General features: G+C 33.6%; 15 protein-coding genes. 6 read left to right on the plus strand and 9 right to left on the minus strand.

Features of this window, described 5'->3' with window-relative positions; translation table 11 throughout:
- Positions 1–115: 115 nt before the first annotated feature.
- Complete coding sequence (locus N4270_RS13860) at positions 116–1831, minus strand: TonB-dependent receptor (protein ID WP_260097942.1); 1716 nt, start codon at positions 1829–1831, stop codon at positions 116–118.
- Positions 1832–1897: 66 nt separating this feature from the next.
- Entirely contained in the window at positions 1898–4921 is a 3024-nt protein-coding gene (locus tag N4270_RS13865) for a tetratricopeptide repeat protein (RefSeq protein WP_260097943.1), read from the minus strand.
- 230 nt (positions 4922–5151) lie between these two features.
- Here N4270_RS13865 and N4270_RS13870 point away from each other — a divergent pair, with 230 nt between their 5' ends.
- On the plus strand, positions 5152–5835 hold the full coding sequence (locus tag N4270_RS13870; protein ID WP_260097944.1) for a cell division ATP-binding protein FtsE: 684 nt from the start codon (positions 5152–5154) through the stop codon (positions 5833–5835).
- Positions 5836–5842: 7 nt separating this feature from the next.
- Here N4270_RS13870 and N4270_RS13875 read toward each other — a convergent pair whose 3' ends face one another.
- The gene (locus N4270_RS13875; RefSeq protein WP_260097945.1) at positions 5843–7468 is read right to left on the minus strand and encodes a right-handed parallel beta-helix repeat-containing protein; all 1626 of its coding nucleotides are present in this window, start codon (positions 7466–7468) and stop codon (positions 5843–5845) included.
- A gap of 49 nt (positions 7469–7517) precedes the next feature.
- Entirely contained in the window at positions 7518–8267 is a 750-nt protein-coding gene (locus tag N4270_RS13880; RefSeq protein ID WP_367399965.1) for a glycosyltransferase family 2 protein, read from the minus strand.
- A gap of 103 nt (positions 8268–8370) precedes the next feature.
- On the opposite strand from N4270_RS13880, the gene N4270_RS13885 reads away from it, so the two are divergent.
- Positions 8371–9309 (plus strand): glycosyltransferase family A protein, encoded by a 939-nt coding sequence (locus N4270_RS13885; protein WP_260097946.1) that lies wholly within the window; start codon positions 8371–8373, stop codon positions 9307–9309.
- On the opposite strand, the gene N4270_RS13890 is transcribed toward N4270_RS13885, so the two are convergent.
- Together N4270_RS13890 and N4270_RS13895 are read right to left on the minus strand one after the other, a co-directional pair.
- A complete protein-coding gene (locus tag N4270_RS13890; protein WP_260097947.1) occupies positions 9292–9699 on the minus strand; it encodes an FdtA/QdtA family cupin domain-containing protein in 408 nt (135 codons plus the stop codon). The genes N4270_RS13885 and N4270_RS13890 overlap by 18 nt on opposite strands.
- A complete protein-coding gene (locus N4270_RS13895) occupies positions 9689–10789 on the minus strand; it encodes a glycosyltransferase (protein WP_260097948.1) in 1101 nt (366 codons plus the stop codon). The genes N4270_RS13890 and N4270_RS13895 overlap by 11 nt, the downstream gene beginning before the upstream one ends.
- Positions 10790–10825: 36 nt before the next feature.
- On the opposite strand from N4270_RS13895, the gene N4270_RS13900 reads away from it, so the two are divergent.
- The 3 genes from N4270_RS13900 to N4270_RS13910 all read left to right on the plus strand — a co-directional run bounded on the left by N4270_RS13900 (position 10826) and on the right by N4270_RS13910 (position 14245).
- The gene (locus N4270_RS13900; RefSeq protein ID WP_260097949.1) at positions 10826–11977 is read left to right on the plus strand and encodes a glycosyltransferase; all 1152 of its coding nucleotides are present in this window, start codon (positions 10826–10828) and stop codon (positions 11975–11977) included.
- Between the two features lie 91 nt (positions 11978–12068).
- Positions 12069–13001 (plus strand): sulfotransferase, encoded by a 933-nt coding sequence (locus tag N4270_RS13905; protein WP_260097950.1) that lies wholly within the window; start codon positions 12069–12071, stop codon positions 12999–13001.
- A complete protein-coding gene (locus N4270_RS13910) occupies positions 12998–14245 on the plus strand; it encodes an O-antigen translocase (protein WP_260097951.1) in 1248 nt (415 codons plus the stop codon). Before N4270_RS13905 ends, N4270_RS13910 begins: the two co-directional genes overlap by 4 nt.
- Here the strand turns inward: N4270_RS13910 and N4270_RS13915 are convergent, their stop codons facing one another.
- From N4270_RS13915 to N4270_RS13925, 3 genes are read right to left on the minus strand one after another with little or no spacing between them, the layout of a single operon-like run.
- Entirely contained in the window at positions 14246–15553 is a 1308-nt protein-coding gene (locus N4270_RS13915; protein ID WP_260097952.1) for an O-antigen translocase, read from the minus strand.
- Positions 15554–16657, minus strand: a complete 1104-nt coding sequence (locus N4270_RS13920) for a DegT/DnrJ/EryC1/StrS aminotransferase family protein (protein ID WP_260097953.1) — start codon at positions 16655–16657, stop codon at positions 15554–15556.
- On the minus strand, positions 16654–17652 hold the full coding sequence (locus tag N4270_RS13925; protein WP_260097954.1) for a GNAT family N-acetyltransferase: 999 nt from the start codon (positions 17650–17652) through the stop codon (positions 16654–16656). The genes N4270_RS13920 and N4270_RS13925 overlap by 4 nt, the downstream gene beginning before the upstream one ends.
- 80 nt (positions 17653–17732) lie before the next feature.
- Between N4270_RS13925 and N4270_RS13930 the strand changes: the two genes are divergently transcribed.
- Positions 17733–19022, plus strand: coding sequence for a hypothetical protein (locus N4270_RS13930; protein WP_260097955.1), 1290 nt, complete (start codon positions 17733–17735; stop codon positions 19020–19022).
- The last annotated feature ends 7 nt before the right edge of the window (positions 19023–19029 follow it).

A 19029-nucleotide genomic window follows, 5' to 3' on the forward strand; every position in this document is an offset into this window, starting at 1 on the left:
GTTGAAATTTTAGAAGTATAAAAGTACAAAAAGCATTCAATCCCTAACTACTGGAGTGAATGCTTTTCTAAGTTTTTAAATGGAATTCTGAGTAATATTCAGAATAACAGACGTTTTAAAAATCGAACTGGAATGTGGCTCCAGCTAAAAACTGAATACCTTGAACCGGATAATTTAACCAGCGGTTATAATCTTGATTGACAATATTATTGGCTTTTGCAAACACAGATAATTCGTCACTAATTTTATAGCCTACGTGCGCATTAGCATCTAAATAACTATCTAAGGTAATGGTCATAGGTTCGGTAAAAACCAAAACGCCTTCTTCTCTATATTCGTCTTTACGTTCGCCAACAAAAAACAGATTAGCTCCAGCAAACCAATGTTCATCGATTTGGTAATCTAAAAAGGCAGAAGCTTTAATGTCTGGTAAGTTCCACGCTTCGGCTTCGTTATTGGTATCGTAAGCAAAATATTCGGCTTTAAGTGCGAGTTTAAAATTTCGGTTGACATCAACATTCAATTCTCCAGCAACAGAAAAAGTTGTGAGGTCATCGTAAACAACTCCGAAGGAATTACCATGTTGATAATTCTCTTCAGCAGTGCCTAGAAATGTATTGGCTTTATATAAGGCTTTATTATTATCTGCCAGATAATGACCACTAATATTATAGCTCATACTGTTAGATAACTTTCCTTTAATTCCTAAGGAAGTATTGTATGCCTGATCTGTTGGAGCTACAAATAAAGTTGGAGACACAAACGGATTGTCTTGTGCAAAATCATAATAAGAATTTTGAATCAAACCACCTTGAATACTACCATAAGCGATTAATAATTCGTCAACTAAGCGGTAGCTCGCCATGATATTCGGATAGATAAAAAATTTGCTATCACTCGCTTCGTTATCGTTGAGATAGACTAAATTAAGTCCCAAATTAAGTGTCAAATCATCTTCTTTCATTTGATAACTTGGTGCTAAACCGAAATTGATATTGCTATAATTCAGTTCTTCATTAACAAAATAACTTCGGTCAAATGAACCGCCTAAGTAATCAATAGTTACTTCAGCATTTATCACTTCATCGGCAACAGGAACATCAAATCCAGATTTTAAAACAAATCGGTTTTCACCAGAATCTTGGTCGTCACCAAAGCGTCTGTAAAGAACGCTTCCGTTTTTAATAATAGCATCTTCAAAATTGATATTTCCTCCAAAATTTGCTGTATAGAAAGCATGATCGACATCAAAAACATCAATTGTTTGATCGGGCACGCCATACCAGTTAAAACTTTGTAATTGAAAACCGCCTTCTACTTTCCATGAGTAGTCTCGTAACTTCTGACTGTAATGAGCGTTAAGACCTGTTTCAGAAAAATTATTATCAAAATTAACACCCTCAATATCGCCAGCTGAAGAATGATGGCTAAAATAACCTCCAACACGCTCGGTAGAACTCAAAGCGTGATTTAAGTATATTTCTCCAAGAATCGTGGTATAAGTTCCCACACCTAAAGAGGCATAATTATCGTATAATTTAACTGGTTTTTCTTTATCAACGGTTGCTGCTTTCCCTTTGGCAGGTGTAAAAGTTGACGCGACAGGAATAGAAAAAATATTGTATTTAATAACTTTCTTTTTTCCAGTTGTAGAATCGTTAAGTGTAGCCGTTTCTTTAATCTTAAACGCATCAGAAATAGTTGGCGTATAAGGTTTAATCACATTCACCACATCGGTATCAATGGTATCATTTTCTCGCTCTTGGGCAAATGAGATCGACACTGTTAGAGTAAAAATGGCTAATGCTATATGTTTGAAAGTATGTTGCATAGTATCGTTTTGTTTCGCTTGTAAATCACTTTTAATGTATGGAGTGACCAAGCTTAAAATCTTTTTTTAATTTTCTTCAGATTGAACAGAAGCATTCGTTTTTGCTGCTTCCGATTTTATTCTATTGAGTTCTTGCTGCGCTTCAGCAACAACATCTTCAAATTCAGGGAAATTAGAAATAACACTTTCTAAAATGTATGTCGCCTGAAAAGCATCTCCTAAAGCATCATAATTTTTAGCCATAATAACTAAACCTTTAGCACTATAGTATTTGTAACTGCTATAATCTCTGGCCAGTTTTTGAACCGTTGTATTAGACGCTTGATGCTTCCCTTCTTTGTGCTTGAAATACGCATTATAATACAAGGCTTCGGCAGCCAAAGCACCCGTTGCTATTTTTTCAACCTGAGCATAAGCTTGTTTTGCCTTAGTTTCATCACCTGTTTTAATCGCTGAGCGTGCGATAATGATTTGTGCATCACTTTTTACTTTATTATCTATTTTAGTATTCTGAAGGACTTTTTCAGCATAACTCACCGCCTCAGCATACTGTTGTTGCTGGTAATAAGCATTCATCAAATTAGACTGTGCATAGGTGACATTTTGCGGATAATCGGCTTCGGTTTCTAAACGTTTTAACAATGCAATGGCTTTGCTCCAGTTTTTCGCACTGAGGTATATTTCAGAAAGTTTAACGACTGCCTGTTCTGTAAATTCGCCCTTTGGTTTACTCACAACATATTCATAATGTGGCTTAGCATTTTCGGGTAACTCCTTTTTGGAATACAATTCGGCTAAATAGAAATGTGATTTAAGCGCGTGAATTCCGTTAGGAAATTCATTTAAATATTTATTAAACTGACGAATGGCATTGTCGGTTTTATTTTCTAAGTACTGTTTCTCTGCAGCTAAATAAGCTGTATTGTCTAGCTCTGCATCTGTAACATCGATATAATCCAGTGTTTTTACCCAAGCCGCATATTCGTCTACACGTCCTAAATCAATATAAATCAAACGTGCTGTAGATACAGCCTGATTGGCTTCTTCGGTTCCAGGATAAGTGTTAGCGACACGCTTAAGTTTGGTCAAAGCCCGCTCATTATCATTGGCGTTGTAATAAGAAAGTCCTTGACGTAGCAAGGCTTTTGAAATAAACACGCTATTGCTATGTTCTGAAATTAAACGGTCATACATCGTCATCGCCTTAGCCGTTTCATTTGCTTTTACATAAGAATTCGCCAATTCATACATGGCATCATCACGAAGTGAAGATTTAGGGAACGCACTAATAAACGATTCTAAACCTTGAATTTTTTGAGAGCGCTGACCAATGTAGCCATAACTCATTGTTTTTTGAAAAGAGGCATAATCGGCTTCTATTTCGTTAATCGCAATCGCTTTATCATAAGCCGCAATTGCCTTACTGTAATTTGTCGACACAAAATACCCATCGCCAAGTCTTAAGTAAGCGTCATTTAAACGCAATTTATCGTCTTTGTGGGTATCTATAAATTTCTGAAAACTAGAAGTCGCCTGATCGTAATTTTTAAGTTTAAAATAGGTGTAGGCGATATTATAATCTATGTTTTCGATTTCCTGAACTTCGGAAGCTTCATTTTGTTGTATAAACTGTTTATATCCAATTAAAGCCTCATCAAAATTATTAAGATGATAATCGGTTTCTGCTTTCCAGAAGATACCTCGTGTTGTAAAAACCGGATCTTTAGCTTCTTTGACAGATTTATCAAAAAGCACTTTAGCTGCGTTGTAATTAACTTCGTTATAGACTTCTATACCTCTGTAAAAAGCCACTTTTTGATAGGCCAATCGGTTTTCGAAACTTGTTTTTCCATCAAGTAGTTTTAAGGCTTCCTGATAGTTTTTAGAAGTGATGTAAGAATCAATCAGCAAGGTTTCAATTTCATCTTTATAACTTGTATCTGGATACTTATCTAAGTAACTTGTTAAGACCTGAGGAACCGATTGGTACGGATTTCCTATTTCGTAGCTGATTTTAGCATAATTGAGCCAAGCATCCTCTTGAATTTTTAAATCGTAATCCATTTGAGAGGCATTACGAAATGCATTTAATGCTTCCTGCTTTTTATCGAGGTTGATATAACTCTCTCCTAAATGGTAATAGGCATTTTGAGCCACACTGTTATCGCCTCCAATGATTTTATTAAATTCGGAAATGGCGCTTTCAAAATCATTTTGTTTGTAATACGCATAACCCAACTGGTAATAATCAACATTGTTCCATTTACCACGTTTGCCTTTATATGCTTTTAGATACGGAATCGCTTCATTGTACTGCTCCAAGTTAAAATAGCTCTCTCCAATGATTTTTGAAAGCTCAGATTTTTCCTGAGGCGTACTTTTATCTAATTGTTCTTGAGCAAGCTCAATCGCTTTTTCAAACTTGCCTAATTTGAAGTTTAAATCTGCCTGATAATACGATAGTTTTTCCTGATATTTTTCTTGATCACTTACTTGGTCAAAGTACTCATTCGCCTTGTCATAATCATCACCTTCATAAGCCATAAAACCAATATAATACTTAGCCTGAGAACCATATTCTTTAGACGTTATAACGCGGTTTAAGTATTTATTTGCTCCTGTTTCATCACCTGTAGAATACAAGGTATACCCATAATTAAAGTTGAATTTATCACGTTCAGAACGTGCAATACTGGTTTCGTCAACTTTATCATACCATTTTCTGGCATAGGCATATTTTCCATTCGCAAAATAGTAATCGGCAACATCTAAAAATGCCGTGTTTCGCTTTGTGCTTGTAGGATATTCGTCGACAAAATCTTGAATTAAGTCGTCGGCATTTTGCTGATTTAAACGCACCGCACAATTGGCAATATAATATGCACAATCGGATTCTACCGTTTCATTAGGCGCATCATTTTTAATGGCTTCAAACAACGATTGAGCTGCCTGATATTGCTTATTATTATATAAGGTGAGCGCCTTTTGATAGTCTACCAAATCACTGGTATAAGCAGCAGTTTGCTGGGCTTGCGCATAAGATGCAAACAGCAAAAAGCTTAATAAAAAACTTATTTTTCTGAAAGTCATTAAGTTCGATTTTTAATTGATGTCAAAGATAATTTATCTCAAAGCTATAACGCAAGAATCGTGCTATAATTATAAACGTACTTATTAAAAAGACTTTCAACTTAAAAATATGTTACACTTATAATAGTGTCGTCTTTATTTCCGTTGTAAATTACCTAGGTTCTAAATTATGCGATTTGATTTTTTTAAAATACATTTACAACTTAGAACACAACTCTTAAAAACCTGATATGTCTGAAACTGTTTTACAACTCAAAAATGCTTCTATTTATCAAGGTGATAGCTTGGTATTATCTGATGTTAATTTTGAAATGAATAAAGGAGACTTTGTCTATCTCATTGGTAAAACAGGAAGTGGAAAAAGTAGTTTTATGAAAACCCTTTACGGCGATTTACAATTAACCGAAGGTGATGGTCATATTGTGGATTACGATTTGCGAACTTTAAAGGAAAAAGACATCCCTTTTTTAAGACGAAAACTAGGGATTGTATTTCAGGATTTTAAATTATTACCTGACCGAACAATTAATGGTAATTTAGAATTTGTTTTAAAAGCTACAGGCTGGAAAGACAAGACTAAAATTAAAGATCGCATTGAAGCTGTATTAGACAAAGTGGATATGAAAACCAAGGGCTTTAAGTTTCCGCATGAATTATCTGGAGGCGAGCAACAACGTATTGCAATTGCCAGAGCATTGCTTAATGACCCTGAACTTATTCTGGCTGATGAACCTACTGGAAACCTGGACCCGCAAACCAGTATTGAAGTCATGGAAGTGCTTCGTGACATCAACAAAAACGGTAATACAATTTTAATGGCAACACATGATTATGCTTTGCTTTTAAAGTATCCTAGTAAGACGTTAAAGTGTGATGAAAACAAGGTGTTTGAAGTAGTACAACGCAAAAACTAGAAACCTACTAAAACCCGAGCCATTTAAAAAAACGCTGAATGGCATTGGACTTTTTTTCAGGTGTATCAACGCCATTTTCCTGAGGTTCAAATTCTACTATAAACACCCCAAAATTTGATAGCGTTTTCCGCGCTTTTGAATTGTGTAACGGTTTTTCAAAATCGGTTAATTGCATCGGGAATGTTATCTTAGCATCTTCAAACAACTGACCAGATTTCAATACAACTTTAGGATTTTCGGCATCATACATTTTAAACGCAGTATTAGGTCGCATCTTATATTCTGAAAAATCTACAGTAACGTCATTACCTTCAGTATTAAAAAGTGCTACGGTAAACTTATTTTTATTCTGACTGTGATTTATAACACGAAGCACATTGTTTATATCAAATGTTGAGGGTTCCTTAACCTGACTGTCTTTATCTAATTGAAATTTGTCACGCCATGTATCTAAAGAATGATCTTCAACCTTAATGATTCGCATCGGTGTTTTGAGCGTGGTGTAAATGGTATTCGAATTAAAGGTCCATTGCTTAAAAAAATCAGAGATTGTCGGGCTCACTTGAACCATTCCTGTATACACCAAATTATTAGTAAACTGTAAAGATTTGGCATGTAAAATCCTCAAGCCATTGTAGCCTCCAGTAATAATATTTCCATCGATAACGACATCTTCAATAGGCGCATTTTTATTAAAACCCAAAGTTAAAGATGGCGCATCACCAATCAAGCCGCCTCTGGGTTTACTCGTATTGTGATAAAACACATTATTAACAACCCATATATGCTTGGCACTATTGATTCCGTTTCTATCATCGGAAGCAATAATGACGTTATCTCTATATTTTCCTGAAGGCGTTCCACTATTAAATATGAGGTTATTTTCTAGCCGTATATTTTTTACAAATTCAAATGTTGCTCGTTTTCCTGCGGACCAAACCTCGATTCCCTTGTAATAATTATTAAAAATGATATTGTTTTTTATCAAACGGACGTCGTCGCTACTATTTTGAACATAAATACCTTCACCTCCACCTTTTCCAACCTTAGACATGAAGCCATTATTGTAAATCATACAATTCTCAATAATCGTTCCTGCACCATGTTTCCATGAGCCAATTCCGAGACCCGGATTGTTATAAATATTCAAACTATAGAACCGACAGTTTTCACCTGTAGTATGTCTAATTCCTGTAGCATATTCAAAATTATCATCATTAGCATCTCTGGAAAAATCTCCAAGCCAAGTCACATCAAAATTTTTATAAATAACCTGCTGCCCTTTAACTTCTAATACAGCATCTCTTGTAGAAGATACATTTCCGTTTAAAACTACCTTATCATTTTTATAACCCGAAACTGTAATAAATTGATTGGGCTCAAGGCTTTCGAGTTTGCTTAAAAATCGTCCATTATACACACCTTCATGTAACCAAATGGTATCGCCAGATTTGACCACATTCGATTTTTGAATTAGTGCTGTTTGTAAATCCCAAGGCTGAGACAAGGTTCCGTTTCCATCTGATGTTCCAGGCGAAGTCTCATGATGTTCTGGAAAGACATGAAATTCCTGTTGCGCGTTTAAGCCCAAACTTAAAAAATAGAAGATACTATATAAAAACAAAGATTTCATATCATAGGTTTTACAATTATCATACCATCCCATTTACTTGCATTTTTAGTTAAATTAATTTTAGTTTTTTTAAGGTGAATTTTAAAAAGACAATCACAAAAAACACAGGCTGAAGCAAGACCGAACTGTTTTCGGTTTTTAATCGCAGGTCTTCTGCATAGAGCTTCCAAGTATATGTTTTTGAAACTCCATCAGTTCCGCAGATAGCGACGATGGTATTGAGATGTTTTACTTGTATTTGCTTGTTATACAATTTCAAATTGAGATTATAATCTGAAAGAATCTTATAATTCAAATCATATTGCAACGCCTTAAATAGTGAATGTTTATAAAACAAACCTTGGTGATGAACCGTATGTTTCAGCCATAACTTAGACGACCATTTGGGTACAAATACACCATTATTTTGCTTAACCAAACGAGCATCATTCGCTTTGAAATCATATTTGATGCTACCAATAAGCAGCTCAACAGCATCTGCAATAGCATTCTCAAATACACGTGTAAGCACCTCGTCATCTGCTAATTGGTCATCTGCTCCAATAAAATAAAGCCATTGTCCTTTTGCTTTCTTTATGCCTTTATTCATGGCATCATAAATTCCGTTATCAGCCTCACTTGTCCAATAAAAAGGCGGTTGTAAAGTTTCCAAAAAGGCTAAGGTACCATCTGTGGATTGCGCGTCCATAATTAAAACCTCAACATTTTTAAACGATTGATTTTGTATGCTCAGAATACAACTTTTTAGTTGCTCGCAGGCGTTATAACTGGGAACGATTATAGACAGTAGTGGATTAATATGCGTATTTTTAGGATTAGCTCATTAAGCAACTTCAATTGTAAGGAGTTTTATATCTTTACGCTTGTTGTTTACTCATTAATGTCAAATCTACAAAATAGTAATGAAACCTTTCTTTTCTGTCGTTATTCCGCTTTACAATAAAGAAAGGCATATCAAAACCACCATTGAAAGTGTTTTAAATCAGACGTTTAAAAATTTTGAAATCATTGTTATAAATGATGGTTCTACAGATGCAAGTGCGCATCAAATTGAAGCTTTTAATGACTCTAGAATTCAATTATTTACTACAGAGAACCATGGTGTTTCCTATGCAAGAAACTATGGCGTAGAGCAATCGAGTGCCGATTATATATGTTTTTTAGATGCTGATGATATATGGCATCGTCATCATTTAGAACATATTAAAATGATGCTAGACAGACATCCAAAATGCGGCATGTACTGTAAGGCTTATGACAAAAAAATCAATGGTACACATTACAAATGTCATTACCACACTATTTCGGACCCTGATTTTTTAGGGCCGATTGACGACTATTTTGAGGCGACTTTGGTAGATTCTATTGCTTATACTTCTAGTGTGATGATTCCGAAAATGATTTTTAAAACACTAGGCGGATTTAATGAAGCTATAGATTCGGGAGAAGATACGGAGCTATGGATTAGAATTGCATTAGATTTTGACATATGTTTTTATAATACCATAAGCGTCACTATAAATCAAGATGCCGATAATAGAATCTCTGAAAAGCATATCCGCAATCGAAAGGTGATGGATTTAGAGCAATTTGAAGCGCATACACAAACACATGCTTCGTTAAGAAAGTACTTAGATGCTAATAGATTTTCATTAGGAATGCAATGTAAACGCTCTGGTGAGAACGCTTTAGCAAAATATTATTTTGATAGGATTGATTTTAAGCATATGAATTTTAAGCAAAAACTTTTAATCTCTAGTCCGAAATCTCTGTTGGTAATCTTAAAACGTCTTCAGAACTTACTGCGACAATTTCATATCAATCTAAGCGCGTTTCGATAGTAAAAACTCATTGTATTCTCTGATATAGTCTGCTTCTTCAAAAACATCAGAAGCAAGCACCAGACAAACAGCACCTGAAGAAAAATTACTGAGTTCTCTCCAAATTCCTGATTTAATGAGAAGTCCTTTATTGGGTTTATTAAGCATGATGGTTTCTTTAGATGTTCCATTATCCAGCAAGACATCAAAACTACCGCTAAGTGCTACCAACACCTCTTGTTGCTCGATATGCGCATGACCGCCTCTAAAAGCATTACTAGGAATATCATATAAATAATAAACCCGTTTGATTTCAAAAGGAATTAAATCTTTTTCAATCACTGAAAGATTACCTCTTACGTCTTCAATTTTTGGAATGTCAAAAAGTGTGATGCTTTTATTACTGTTCAATGCTTTCTTTTTTAGATAGTAAATCCTGCCAAGCTTTTCCAATGACTTCCAACGTAAATGGAGCCATACTTTCCTTAGCATTAGATTTACATTTCAAATATAATGCTTTATCTAATATCAAACGATTCATAGCTTCAGTGAGCTTTACTGAATTATGATTTTCTACCAATAGACCGTTGAATTCGTTAGTCACAATTTCTTTAGGGCCAGATTTACAGTCTACAGAAACGACAGGCGTCCCTAAGGCCAAAGACTCTAAAAGCACTCTCGGAAACCCTTCGTAGTAGCTTGTTAATACTGTAAATTTAGCATGGGCAACATAAGAAAAAGGATGTTCAGTAAATGGCTTAAAATAAACATTGTCTTTTAAACCATCGGCATCAACCTTATCTTTAATATGTTGTAAATCTGGACCATCACCTAAAATTAACAGTGCCACATTATGTTTTGGTAGCTGTGATGCTTTATAGGATTCTAATAATAAACTAATATTTTTAACGTCATCGACAATACGTCCGTAGAACATAATATAATCCCCTATATTTTGATCTACCTGTTCTAAATGATTACTATTCAATTCAACAGGATTATAAATTCTAGTAACATTTTGAAAACCATAGGTTGACTGGATCTCATTTTTAATTTCGTTTGAAACTGCAACGAAACGATAGGCGTCTTTATACAGCCATTTCACAATAGATTTATATGGCGGAAAGTATAAATTCAGATTAAAACTTCTTACGCAGTAAATTGTGTTTATTGATTTGTAAAGCCATTTAGAAGCTATGAGCTCTTTTAATAAGTCATCTCTGGTATGATTATCAATAACAAAGTCGAAATTGTGCAATTTTAAATAGGCTTTAAACACTTTAAATTTCTTAAAGCGTCTTAGCAATGGTAGTTTTGATTGCACCTTGCCTAAATTTAATAAGTCACCTTCAAAATCATAGACGATAGAATCTAGGATTGAAACCATATGAATCGTATATCCTAAGTCTTTCAACATTTTAGAAAGTAAGGCTGATGAGCGTTCAGCTCCACCAGAACCTAATGATGAAACTACAATACATATTTTTTTAGTATTGGGCATTTACAATTATTTATCTTTATGCCAAATATAGGCTAAATGAAGATATTATTGGTTGGCGAATACAGTAGACTGCACAACTCTCTAAAAGAAGGATTAATTGCTCTTGGGCATGATGTCACTTTGATTGGTGATGGTGATGGCTTCAAGAATTTTCCAGTTGATATTAAAATTTACAATCGGTATCAAAAAGGCTTCCCAAAATTAATCAAGAGAATTATTTATAAGTTCTTTAATATCGATTTGAATTCGTTAGCCATACAAAAGCAAATAAAAGCACACAGGCAACACTTAGTGCATTATGATATCGTTCAGGTGATTAACGAACGTGTGTTTAAAACCGTTCCTGCTATTGAGCGACAACTTTTTCAATTTATTTTCGAAAATAATGCCAAGGTCTTTCTTTTATCTTGTGGCACTGATTATCTAAGTGTAAAATACGCTTACGACAAAAAATTTAAATACTCCATTTTAACACCATATTTTGAAGGCAAAGTTTCAAAGAAGGATTTTCAACATGTTTTTACATACTTAAAACCGAATCATATTGATTTACACAAGTATATATATAAAAACATAAACGGTGTTATCGCTACAGATATGGATTATCACTTACCAATGATTGGTCATCCTAAATATTTAGGTCTCATTCCTAATCCGATTAATACAGATCGCATACCATTTGAAGCCCCTATGATTTCTGATAAGATTATCATTTTTCATGGTATTAATACTCAAAACTACTATAAGAAAGGGAATGATTTTTTTGAAAAAGCACTCGATTATATTCAGGAAAAACACAGTGACAAAGTTGAAATTATAACAACTAGAAGTATCCCTTATGAGGCGTATTTAAAGCACTACCAAAAAGCACATATTTTATTAGATATGGTTTACGCTTACGATCAAGGTTATAATGCTTTAGAGGCCATGGCTGCTGGGAAAGTCGTTTTTACTGGCGCAGAACAAGAATGGTTAGACTATTACAATTTAGAAAAAAATACGGTCGCCATAAATGCCGAACCTGATGTACAACAGATTATAGAGCAATTAGAATGGCTTATTAATAATCCTGAACAGATTGGGATTATTTCAAAAAATGCTCGGCAATTTATTGAAGACAAGCATCACTACTTAAAGATTGGAAAACAGTATTTGGATGCTTGGGATAAAAAAAATGCGAGTCTGTAATAACTGGTCATTTTATATTTATTACCGAAACTCTTTCCCATACAATGTTTGTAAAAGAATTGTTTATTTTTGAAGGTGCTAATTTTTAAATATGCCAAAACCACAATATTTCCCTAATCTTTTTATTCCAGGTGCTGCCAAATCTGGGACTAGCACATTGCACAACTTGTTACATCAACATCCAGACATATGTATGTCTACCAACAAAGAACCCTTTTATTTTGTGAATGAGGATTTTGAATCTGACTTAAACCTTTATGATTCAAAGTACCACGACCTATTTACAAATTTAAATACTAGATATAAAGGCGAATCCAGTACATCGTACATGCTGTTCCCCAATTTTATTGAAAACGTTAAAAAACATGTGGATGAATCGGCAAAATTCATATTTATTTTAAGGAATCCTGTTGATAGAATTTACTCACATTATTGGTATCTTAAAGGAATTGGTAGTGAAACTAAAGGTTTTAGGGAGGCTGTATTAAAAGATATGGATGAAGAACCTAATATCCATTCTCGATTACCTGAAGGCCGATTTAAGCATTATTATCAATACGGACTTTATGCTAAATGGCTAGCAAAGTTCTATGATTCATTTGAAAAGACTCAAATTAAAGTGGTCTTATTTGAAGATTTGAAGGAGTCTCCATTAGACACATTAAACCAATGCTTAGGTTTTTTAGAACTTAAAAAATTAGAAACAATTGAAAATACAGACACCAATAAAACGGTTGTACTTAAGTATCCTTATATTTATAAATCTATTCAGCATGTTGTAAGTGGAAAATCAAAACTACTTAAACCCATACACAAAATAATACCAGAAAACATCAAAACGCATTTAAGGAATAACGCTTCAGAATATGTCATTAAAATGACAGACTCCAAAAAAGGATACTCGAAGCTTTCAATAAATGACAGAGAATGGATTAGCCAATTATACAAAGATGATTATGTATTATTAAAAGAGCTAGTAGAAATCGATTTTAATAAATGGACTGATTTTAATCAATTTAAATGAGTTTAATAAAAACATCTCTTTATTCTGTTGTTAGTACATCGGTTTCTTTAGTTACGAAACTAATTACCAACAAAATTACTGCTGTCTATCTAGGAACCAATGGAATATTCATTTTGGGACAACTGAAAGACTTTCTAAACATTGGTAAAGTTGCTAGCAATTTGGGAACAGATAATGGTGTTGTGAAGTATGTTGCCGAATATGAGACTACAGAAACACTCGAGCCGTTTATAGGATCTGCTTTAAAAATACACTTGATATTTTCAGTTATTGTATGCCTGTTAACCTTACTATTTAGCGAGCCTATTTCGATGTATTTATTTAACAATGCTGAGTATTCAAAAGGCATTGTGCTAGTGGCTTTTTCCTTTATCGCTCTCGCGATTCACAGCTTTATTATGTCGGTTTTAAACGGCCTAAAAAAAATAGAAACTTATGTACTCATAAATATTATAGCCACCATAATAACAGCTATAATTATGGTTTTAATGGTTATAAAATATGAAGTAATAGGAGCCATTTATGCTATGGCTTTTAATCAAATAGTGGCCTTTATAATTTCATTTTACTTTATTAGAAACAAGAAGCAATTTACGCTGACACTGCTTAAATCAAAGCTCGATGCTTTGCATTTCAAAAATTTAACGAAATTTTCGGTCATGGCCATTGTTGCTCCCATATGCTTGTTTGGTGCCACATTTTTTATTAGAACATTTTTAAATTCAAATCTCGGAGTTGATTACGCTGGTTCTTGGGAAGGAATGTGGAGAATATCGGCAATTTACTTAATGTTTATTACAACAACCTTTCAGTTTTACTTGATTCCAACATTCTCAAACATAGCTGGAAATAAACTCAAAAAAGAAGTTTTTAAAGTTTGGTCTTTAAGCTTTCCTTCAATAATCATTATCACATTTGTGATATATCTTTTAAAAGATTTTTTCATCCCGTTACTTTTTAGCAAAGAGTTCTTTTTAATTAATAATATAATTTTATTCCATCTGCTAGGAGACACCGTTAAAATAAACTCTTGGGTTTTAGGAAAAATCTTAGTTTCTAAAGCAAAAACAAAAGTTTTTGTCTTTTTTCAAATAGGTTGGGCTATTGTATTTTGTAGCCTTACAATTCTCTTTGTTAACATTTATGGCTTTGTAGGCGTGTCTATAGCCTACTTTCTAACCTACGTCTTTCATTTTATGGCTATGAATTTATACTTCAGAAAATTGTTATGGATTAAAAGCTAATTATTTCTCAGTAGTCCCTTCAGAAATAATCCCAAATAGTGATGTCCCAAAAATAAGCAATACAATACCAAAATGCATCAAATAGCTAATAAAATGCCCAATTACAGCACCTTTAACGCCAAATACATCAATAAGATAAACACTAGAAATATAGAGCATTATTACTAAAAATATTTCTACAATAATAAAGTGTGCAAACATCTTTTTAGCAAGAAACTGATAGGCAATCACGAGCGTTAACACTTTAACAAAATCGCCTAAAAGCTGCCAGAAAAACAAGTCTTGTACTGGCTTAAATTCATCTGAAAAAATAAGAGGTACAATAAGTGGCTTCAGAACATAAATCAGGATTAAGCCCAAACCAAAAATTGGCATGACCGACTTATAAAACCCGAACACTTCTTTTCTAAACTCCGTTTTGCTTTCAATCTCACTAAAACGTGGTACGATATACAACGTAATGATTGAGGTAATAAACATGAGGTAGTATTTCGAAATTCGGTTCATAGCTTCCCAATAACCTGCTTCTTTTATTCCCACTTCAGAAATGATATAATTACGAATACAAATTGAAATCAATGGTAAAGCTATAGCCGTAACAGCTGCCATTGCGGCATAAGGTCCAAAAGACTTTAAAACACTAAACCTAATATGATCGGTTTTAATGTAAGTCATTAGGTTTCGCCTGTTGATGATACCAACTAAAGTAATCAGGAAAATAAGGGAAGGTGCCACTACAGCTGCAACTAAGGCGCCATCGATATTGTCGATATAAATTAAAAGCAAGGTTACTAACAGCCCTAAAATTTGACCAATAATATTAATAATAAGCAGCATCTTGTAGTTTGAAAAGCCATTCATGATTGAAAAACTCATCATATTTACAGCATAGAACGGGAGTGCCAAAGCCATGATTCTAATGACATATGCATAGTTGAAATTTGCAGAAAATAGCAAATCGTTGATATACTCGGCGTTGTAGTACGATAAAAACGACACGATTACTGTTGAAAAAAAGCAGAGATAGTAAGCAGTAGAAAGCGTTTCACTTAATTTTACAGTATCATTTTTAACCTTGGCGATGGTTTTAACAACACCATTATAAAAACCAAGTATAGACATTGACTGTACTGCACTTAAGAAATTTCTAAGATTACCAATAAGTGCCATACCCTCGACACCAATAAAAATGGCAATGGCTTTTGAAGTCAAAATGCCAGCAATAATTTTGGTAACAATAGTTGCAGAGTTTAAACGTGCAACCTTAAATAATACATTAGTATTAATGTATTTTATAAAGCTCTTCAATTAATAAAGGTTTAGGGCATTAATAATTGTTTCAATCTCTTCTGAAGACATGACAGGACTTAATGGAATACTTACCACAGTCTCATGAATAGCCTCTGTAATTGGCAAATATAGAGATTTATATGGCAATAAGGCTTTTTGATGGTGAGGCGCTATAGGATAATGAATAAGATAACCAATGCCTTTATCCTCCAAATAGGAAATGAATTTTGATCTATCATTAACTCTAACAACAAATACATGAAAGACATGATTATCACTAAAATTATAGAATGGCAGTTTAATTTTCGGATTGTCAATCGCTTTTAAATACTGTTGTGCAATACGTACTCGTATGGTATTATCGGCATCAAGATGCTTGAGTTTTATATTTAAAAAACCTGCCTGCAATTCATCTAAGCGACTATTAATGCCTATTTTTTCGTTGGTGTATTTTTTTGAACTTCCGTAATTATGCAATAATTTAATACATGCCGCCAAGTCATCATCGTTTGTGGTCACTGCTCCAGCGTCACCAAGTGCTCCTAAATTTTTAGTCGGATAAAAACTAAATCCTGCCGCATCTGATAAATTTCCTGCCTTTTTTTCTTCGGAAGACAGCACAGCACCATGCGCTTGTGCAGCATCTTCAACAACTAAAATATGATGTTGTTTTGCCAGTGTATTAATGGCGTCCATATCTGCCAATTGCCCATACAAATGCACTGCTAAGATGGCTTTTGTTTGTGCTGTAATATGGTTTTCAATTTCTAATGGCGAAATATTAAATGTAGCTTCATCAGGTTCGATAAAAACGGGTTTAAGCCCTGAATTAATGACAGATAAAATGCTGGCAATATAAGTGTTGGCAGGCACCAAAACTTCATCTCCAGGCGCTAGTTTCCCCAATTCAATATAAGCCTTAAAAATAAGCGTTAGTGCATCCAAACCATTGGCTACACCAATACAATGTTTGGTTCCGCAGTACTTGGCAAAGTTATATTCAAAATGCTTGACCTCATCACCTTTGATGTAATAGCCTGAATTTAAAAACGTTTTGAACCATGATGCCAATTCATCTTCAAATCTGGTGTTGATTTTATTTAAGTCTAAAAATTTTATCATCGCATTACATCATCTAACAACTTATAATTTTGAGTATTGACAGAATAAAAGTCCTGAGTTACGATTCGAGCGCCAAATCCTTCTTTCCAATACTGCAATCCTTTATTGACATTTTTGCCATTATTTTCGTTTGAAATTCCAAAATCGAAATACTTTTTATCTTGAAAAACATTATCGAGTAAATGGATGTGCAAATAATCTAAACTTCCTAAAATATTCTTATCTGTGTTTCCAGAAATGTATTGCGAATGTGCCACATGCTTTGTTTCAAATATTGTAGTACCAGCAACAATAGTTTCATCTTTGTAAACATTAAATTGTCGTATTGAATTAGGGAATTTTTGCTTCAACAATCTAATGTCTTCTAAACTATGAACGGGATCAACCTGATGTTTCTCTTGTAGATTTACTTTTAATATTTCATTCCAGAACGCCTCAAAATCGTCAACTTCCTTAACAACTAGTTGTTGCTTTACTCCTCTTTTATAACCTTCAACTCTATCCTTAGAACGCTTTGGAGAATCTTTTAAATCTAAAACACCTAAAGCGTCTCTCCGTGTTAATTCTGCTTTAAGCAAAAACAATAAATACAATAATTCATCACTAGGTTGATCTGCATAAATTGAAGGTAATAATTTAAAATTTATGCCTTGTATCTTTTGATCTAATAAAAACTTTAAAACAGTTTTAAATACAAGTATAGTCTCTCTAAACTTCATATTTGCATTTAAGAGTAAACCACCATAGGTGAGACCTTGATGCGAATGTAAAGTTTCACCTACCTTATTTGCTGGCAATAGAGCACACAGCTTGTCATTTTTATAAATGAGTAATGAAAAGTCTTCAAACCTATCTTTGTGGTACTCCATAAAGTCTCTATGGAATAAAAAAGTGGCATTTTTAGAATGTAACACAAAGTCATTCCATGCTTCATATGCTTGCTGATTATATATCGCAACACGGTAGTCTAAAGTATGATGAGTATTTGCAGTCAATACTATTTATCTTAAATGGTAATCGTGTAAAACTAAAATTTATTTTACTTTTACCTATAGTAATTAGCGAAAATTATTAAATGTCAGACAAACAGATTAACTATACCACAGCCTTACTGTTCCTTATTGTGCTTGGTTTAGTTTTAAGTAAACCTATCCTACTTCTACCGGATTCTGATGGCTATTTAGACATGTATATTATTCGCTCACCGGTCTATCCCCTATTTTTATACCTTATTAAATTTATCTTTGGATCTGCCGAAACCATTGCTACAGCTATTATACAATGCATCTTAGGATTCTATTCTATACATTATCTTGTAAAACGCTTGAGGCGCCATTTAAAGCTATCTAATATCTGGTATGCTCTTATCACTGGATTATTACTACTCCCTTATATTTACAAACATCATCTCGCTAATACAATCATGTCTGAAGCCTTAGCATATCCGCTATATCTTATGGTTGTTGCTAGATATATTGATGCTATTTATTACCAAAGATTTCAAAAATTCTACGGTACTGGCTTGTTAGTAATCGCTTTACTATTAACCCGAAATCAATTTCTTTTCATGATTCCTATGGGAATTTTGATTGCCCTATACATAGCGTATAAAACCAAAGCCTATAAAAATTTAGCTATCATCGGAATTGCATTTTTAGCTTTACCGGTTTTATCAGGATTATTGGATCGAAGTTTTCATAAACTAAAACACCAGCATTTTGTGAGTACGCCTTGGACAGGCATTGTGCTTATTTCTGCACCTTTATATGTGGCAGATGCCGAAGATTATAAGCTATTTGACACCCCAAATGAACGTGATTTTTTTCAGAAATCATATAGTGAGTTAACCCATAAATGCTTAACAATTAATTGTCTTGAAAAACAACCTGATGCCAATACGATATTTACCTACCACAATAGTTATGCAAACATTGCAAATCATACCGTTTTACCTGTCGCTAGTTCGCTTTTTAAAGAAAATGCTACAACAAACGAAACCTATATTAAAGTTGACCAATTAACTTATGGTATGTTTTTACCCTTAGTATTAGACAATTTCAAAGCTTGGATAAAACTCTATTTGGAAAATATAAAAATGGGTTATCGCAATTCGGTATATATGTTACTGTCTTTTATACTAACAGCCTATTGTTTGTTTTACGGAATTAAAAACCAATCAAAAGTTCATATAATGATGGGATTTTTACTCCTGCTTATTATAGCCAATATCGCATTTATTGCCATAGGAATTCATACCATAAGCAGGTATACTTTTTATAACGACTGGATTATTTTTATCATCATTTTTATATTGCTAAACCATTTCAAACCAACCGCTAATCAACCCATTAATCCCAGCGTATAATGCCTAG

This window comes from Psychroserpens sp. SPM9, assembly GCF_025153525.1.
In the GTDB taxonomy this organism is placed as follows: Bacteria; Bacteroidota; Bacteroidia; order Flavobacteriales; family Flavobacteriaceae; genus Psychroserpens.

What these genes read in the sequence shown, in the direction of transcription:
- N4270_RS13860 (WP_260097942.1), bottom strand. Translation starts at nt 1,831, where the DNA reads ATGCAACATACTTTCAAACATATAGCATTAGCCATTTTTACTCTAACA.
- N4270_RS13865 (WP_260097943.1), bottom strand. Translation starts at nt 4,921, where the DNA reads ATGACTTTCAGAAAAATAAGTTTTTTATTAAGCTTTTTGCTGTTTGCA.
- N4270_RS13870 (WP_260097944.1), top strand. Translation starts at nt 5,152, where the DNA reads ATGTCTGAAACTGTTTTACAACTCAAAAATGCTTCTATTTATCAAGGT.
- N4270_RS13875 (WP_260097945.1), bottom strand. Translation starts at nt 7,468, where the DNA reads ATGAAATCTTTGTTTTTATATAGTATCTTCTATTTTTTAAGTTTGGGC.
- N4270_RS13885 (WP_260097946.1), top strand. Translation starts at nt 8,371, where the DNA reads ATGAAACCTTTCTTTTCTGTCGTTATTCCGCTTTACAATAAAGAAAGG.
- N4270_RS13895 (WP_260097948.1), bottom strand. Translation starts at nt 10,789, where the DNA reads ATGCCCAATACTAAAAAAATATGTATTGTAGTTTCATCATTAGGTTCT.
- N4270_RS13900 (WP_260097949.1), top strand. Translation starts at nt 10,826, where the DNA reads ATGAAGATATTATTGGTTGGCGAATACAGTAGACTGCACAACTCTCTA.
- N4270_RS13905 (WP_260097950.1), top strand. Translation starts at nt 12,069, where the DNA reads ATGCCAAAACCACAATATTTCCCTAATCTTTTTATTCCAGGTGCTGCC.
- N4270_RS13910 (WP_260097951.1), top strand. Translation starts at nt 12,998, where the DNA reads ATGAGTTTAATAAAAACATCTCTTTATTCTGTTGTTAGTACATCGGTT.
- N4270_RS13920 (WP_260097953.1), bottom strand. Translation starts at nt 16,657, where the DNA reads ATGATAAAATTTTTAGACTTAAATAAAATCAACACCAGATTTGAAGAT.
- N4270_RS13930 (WP_260097955.1), top strand. Translation starts at nt 17,733, where the DNA reads ATGTCAGACAAACAGATTAACTATACCACAGCCTTACTGTTCCTTATT.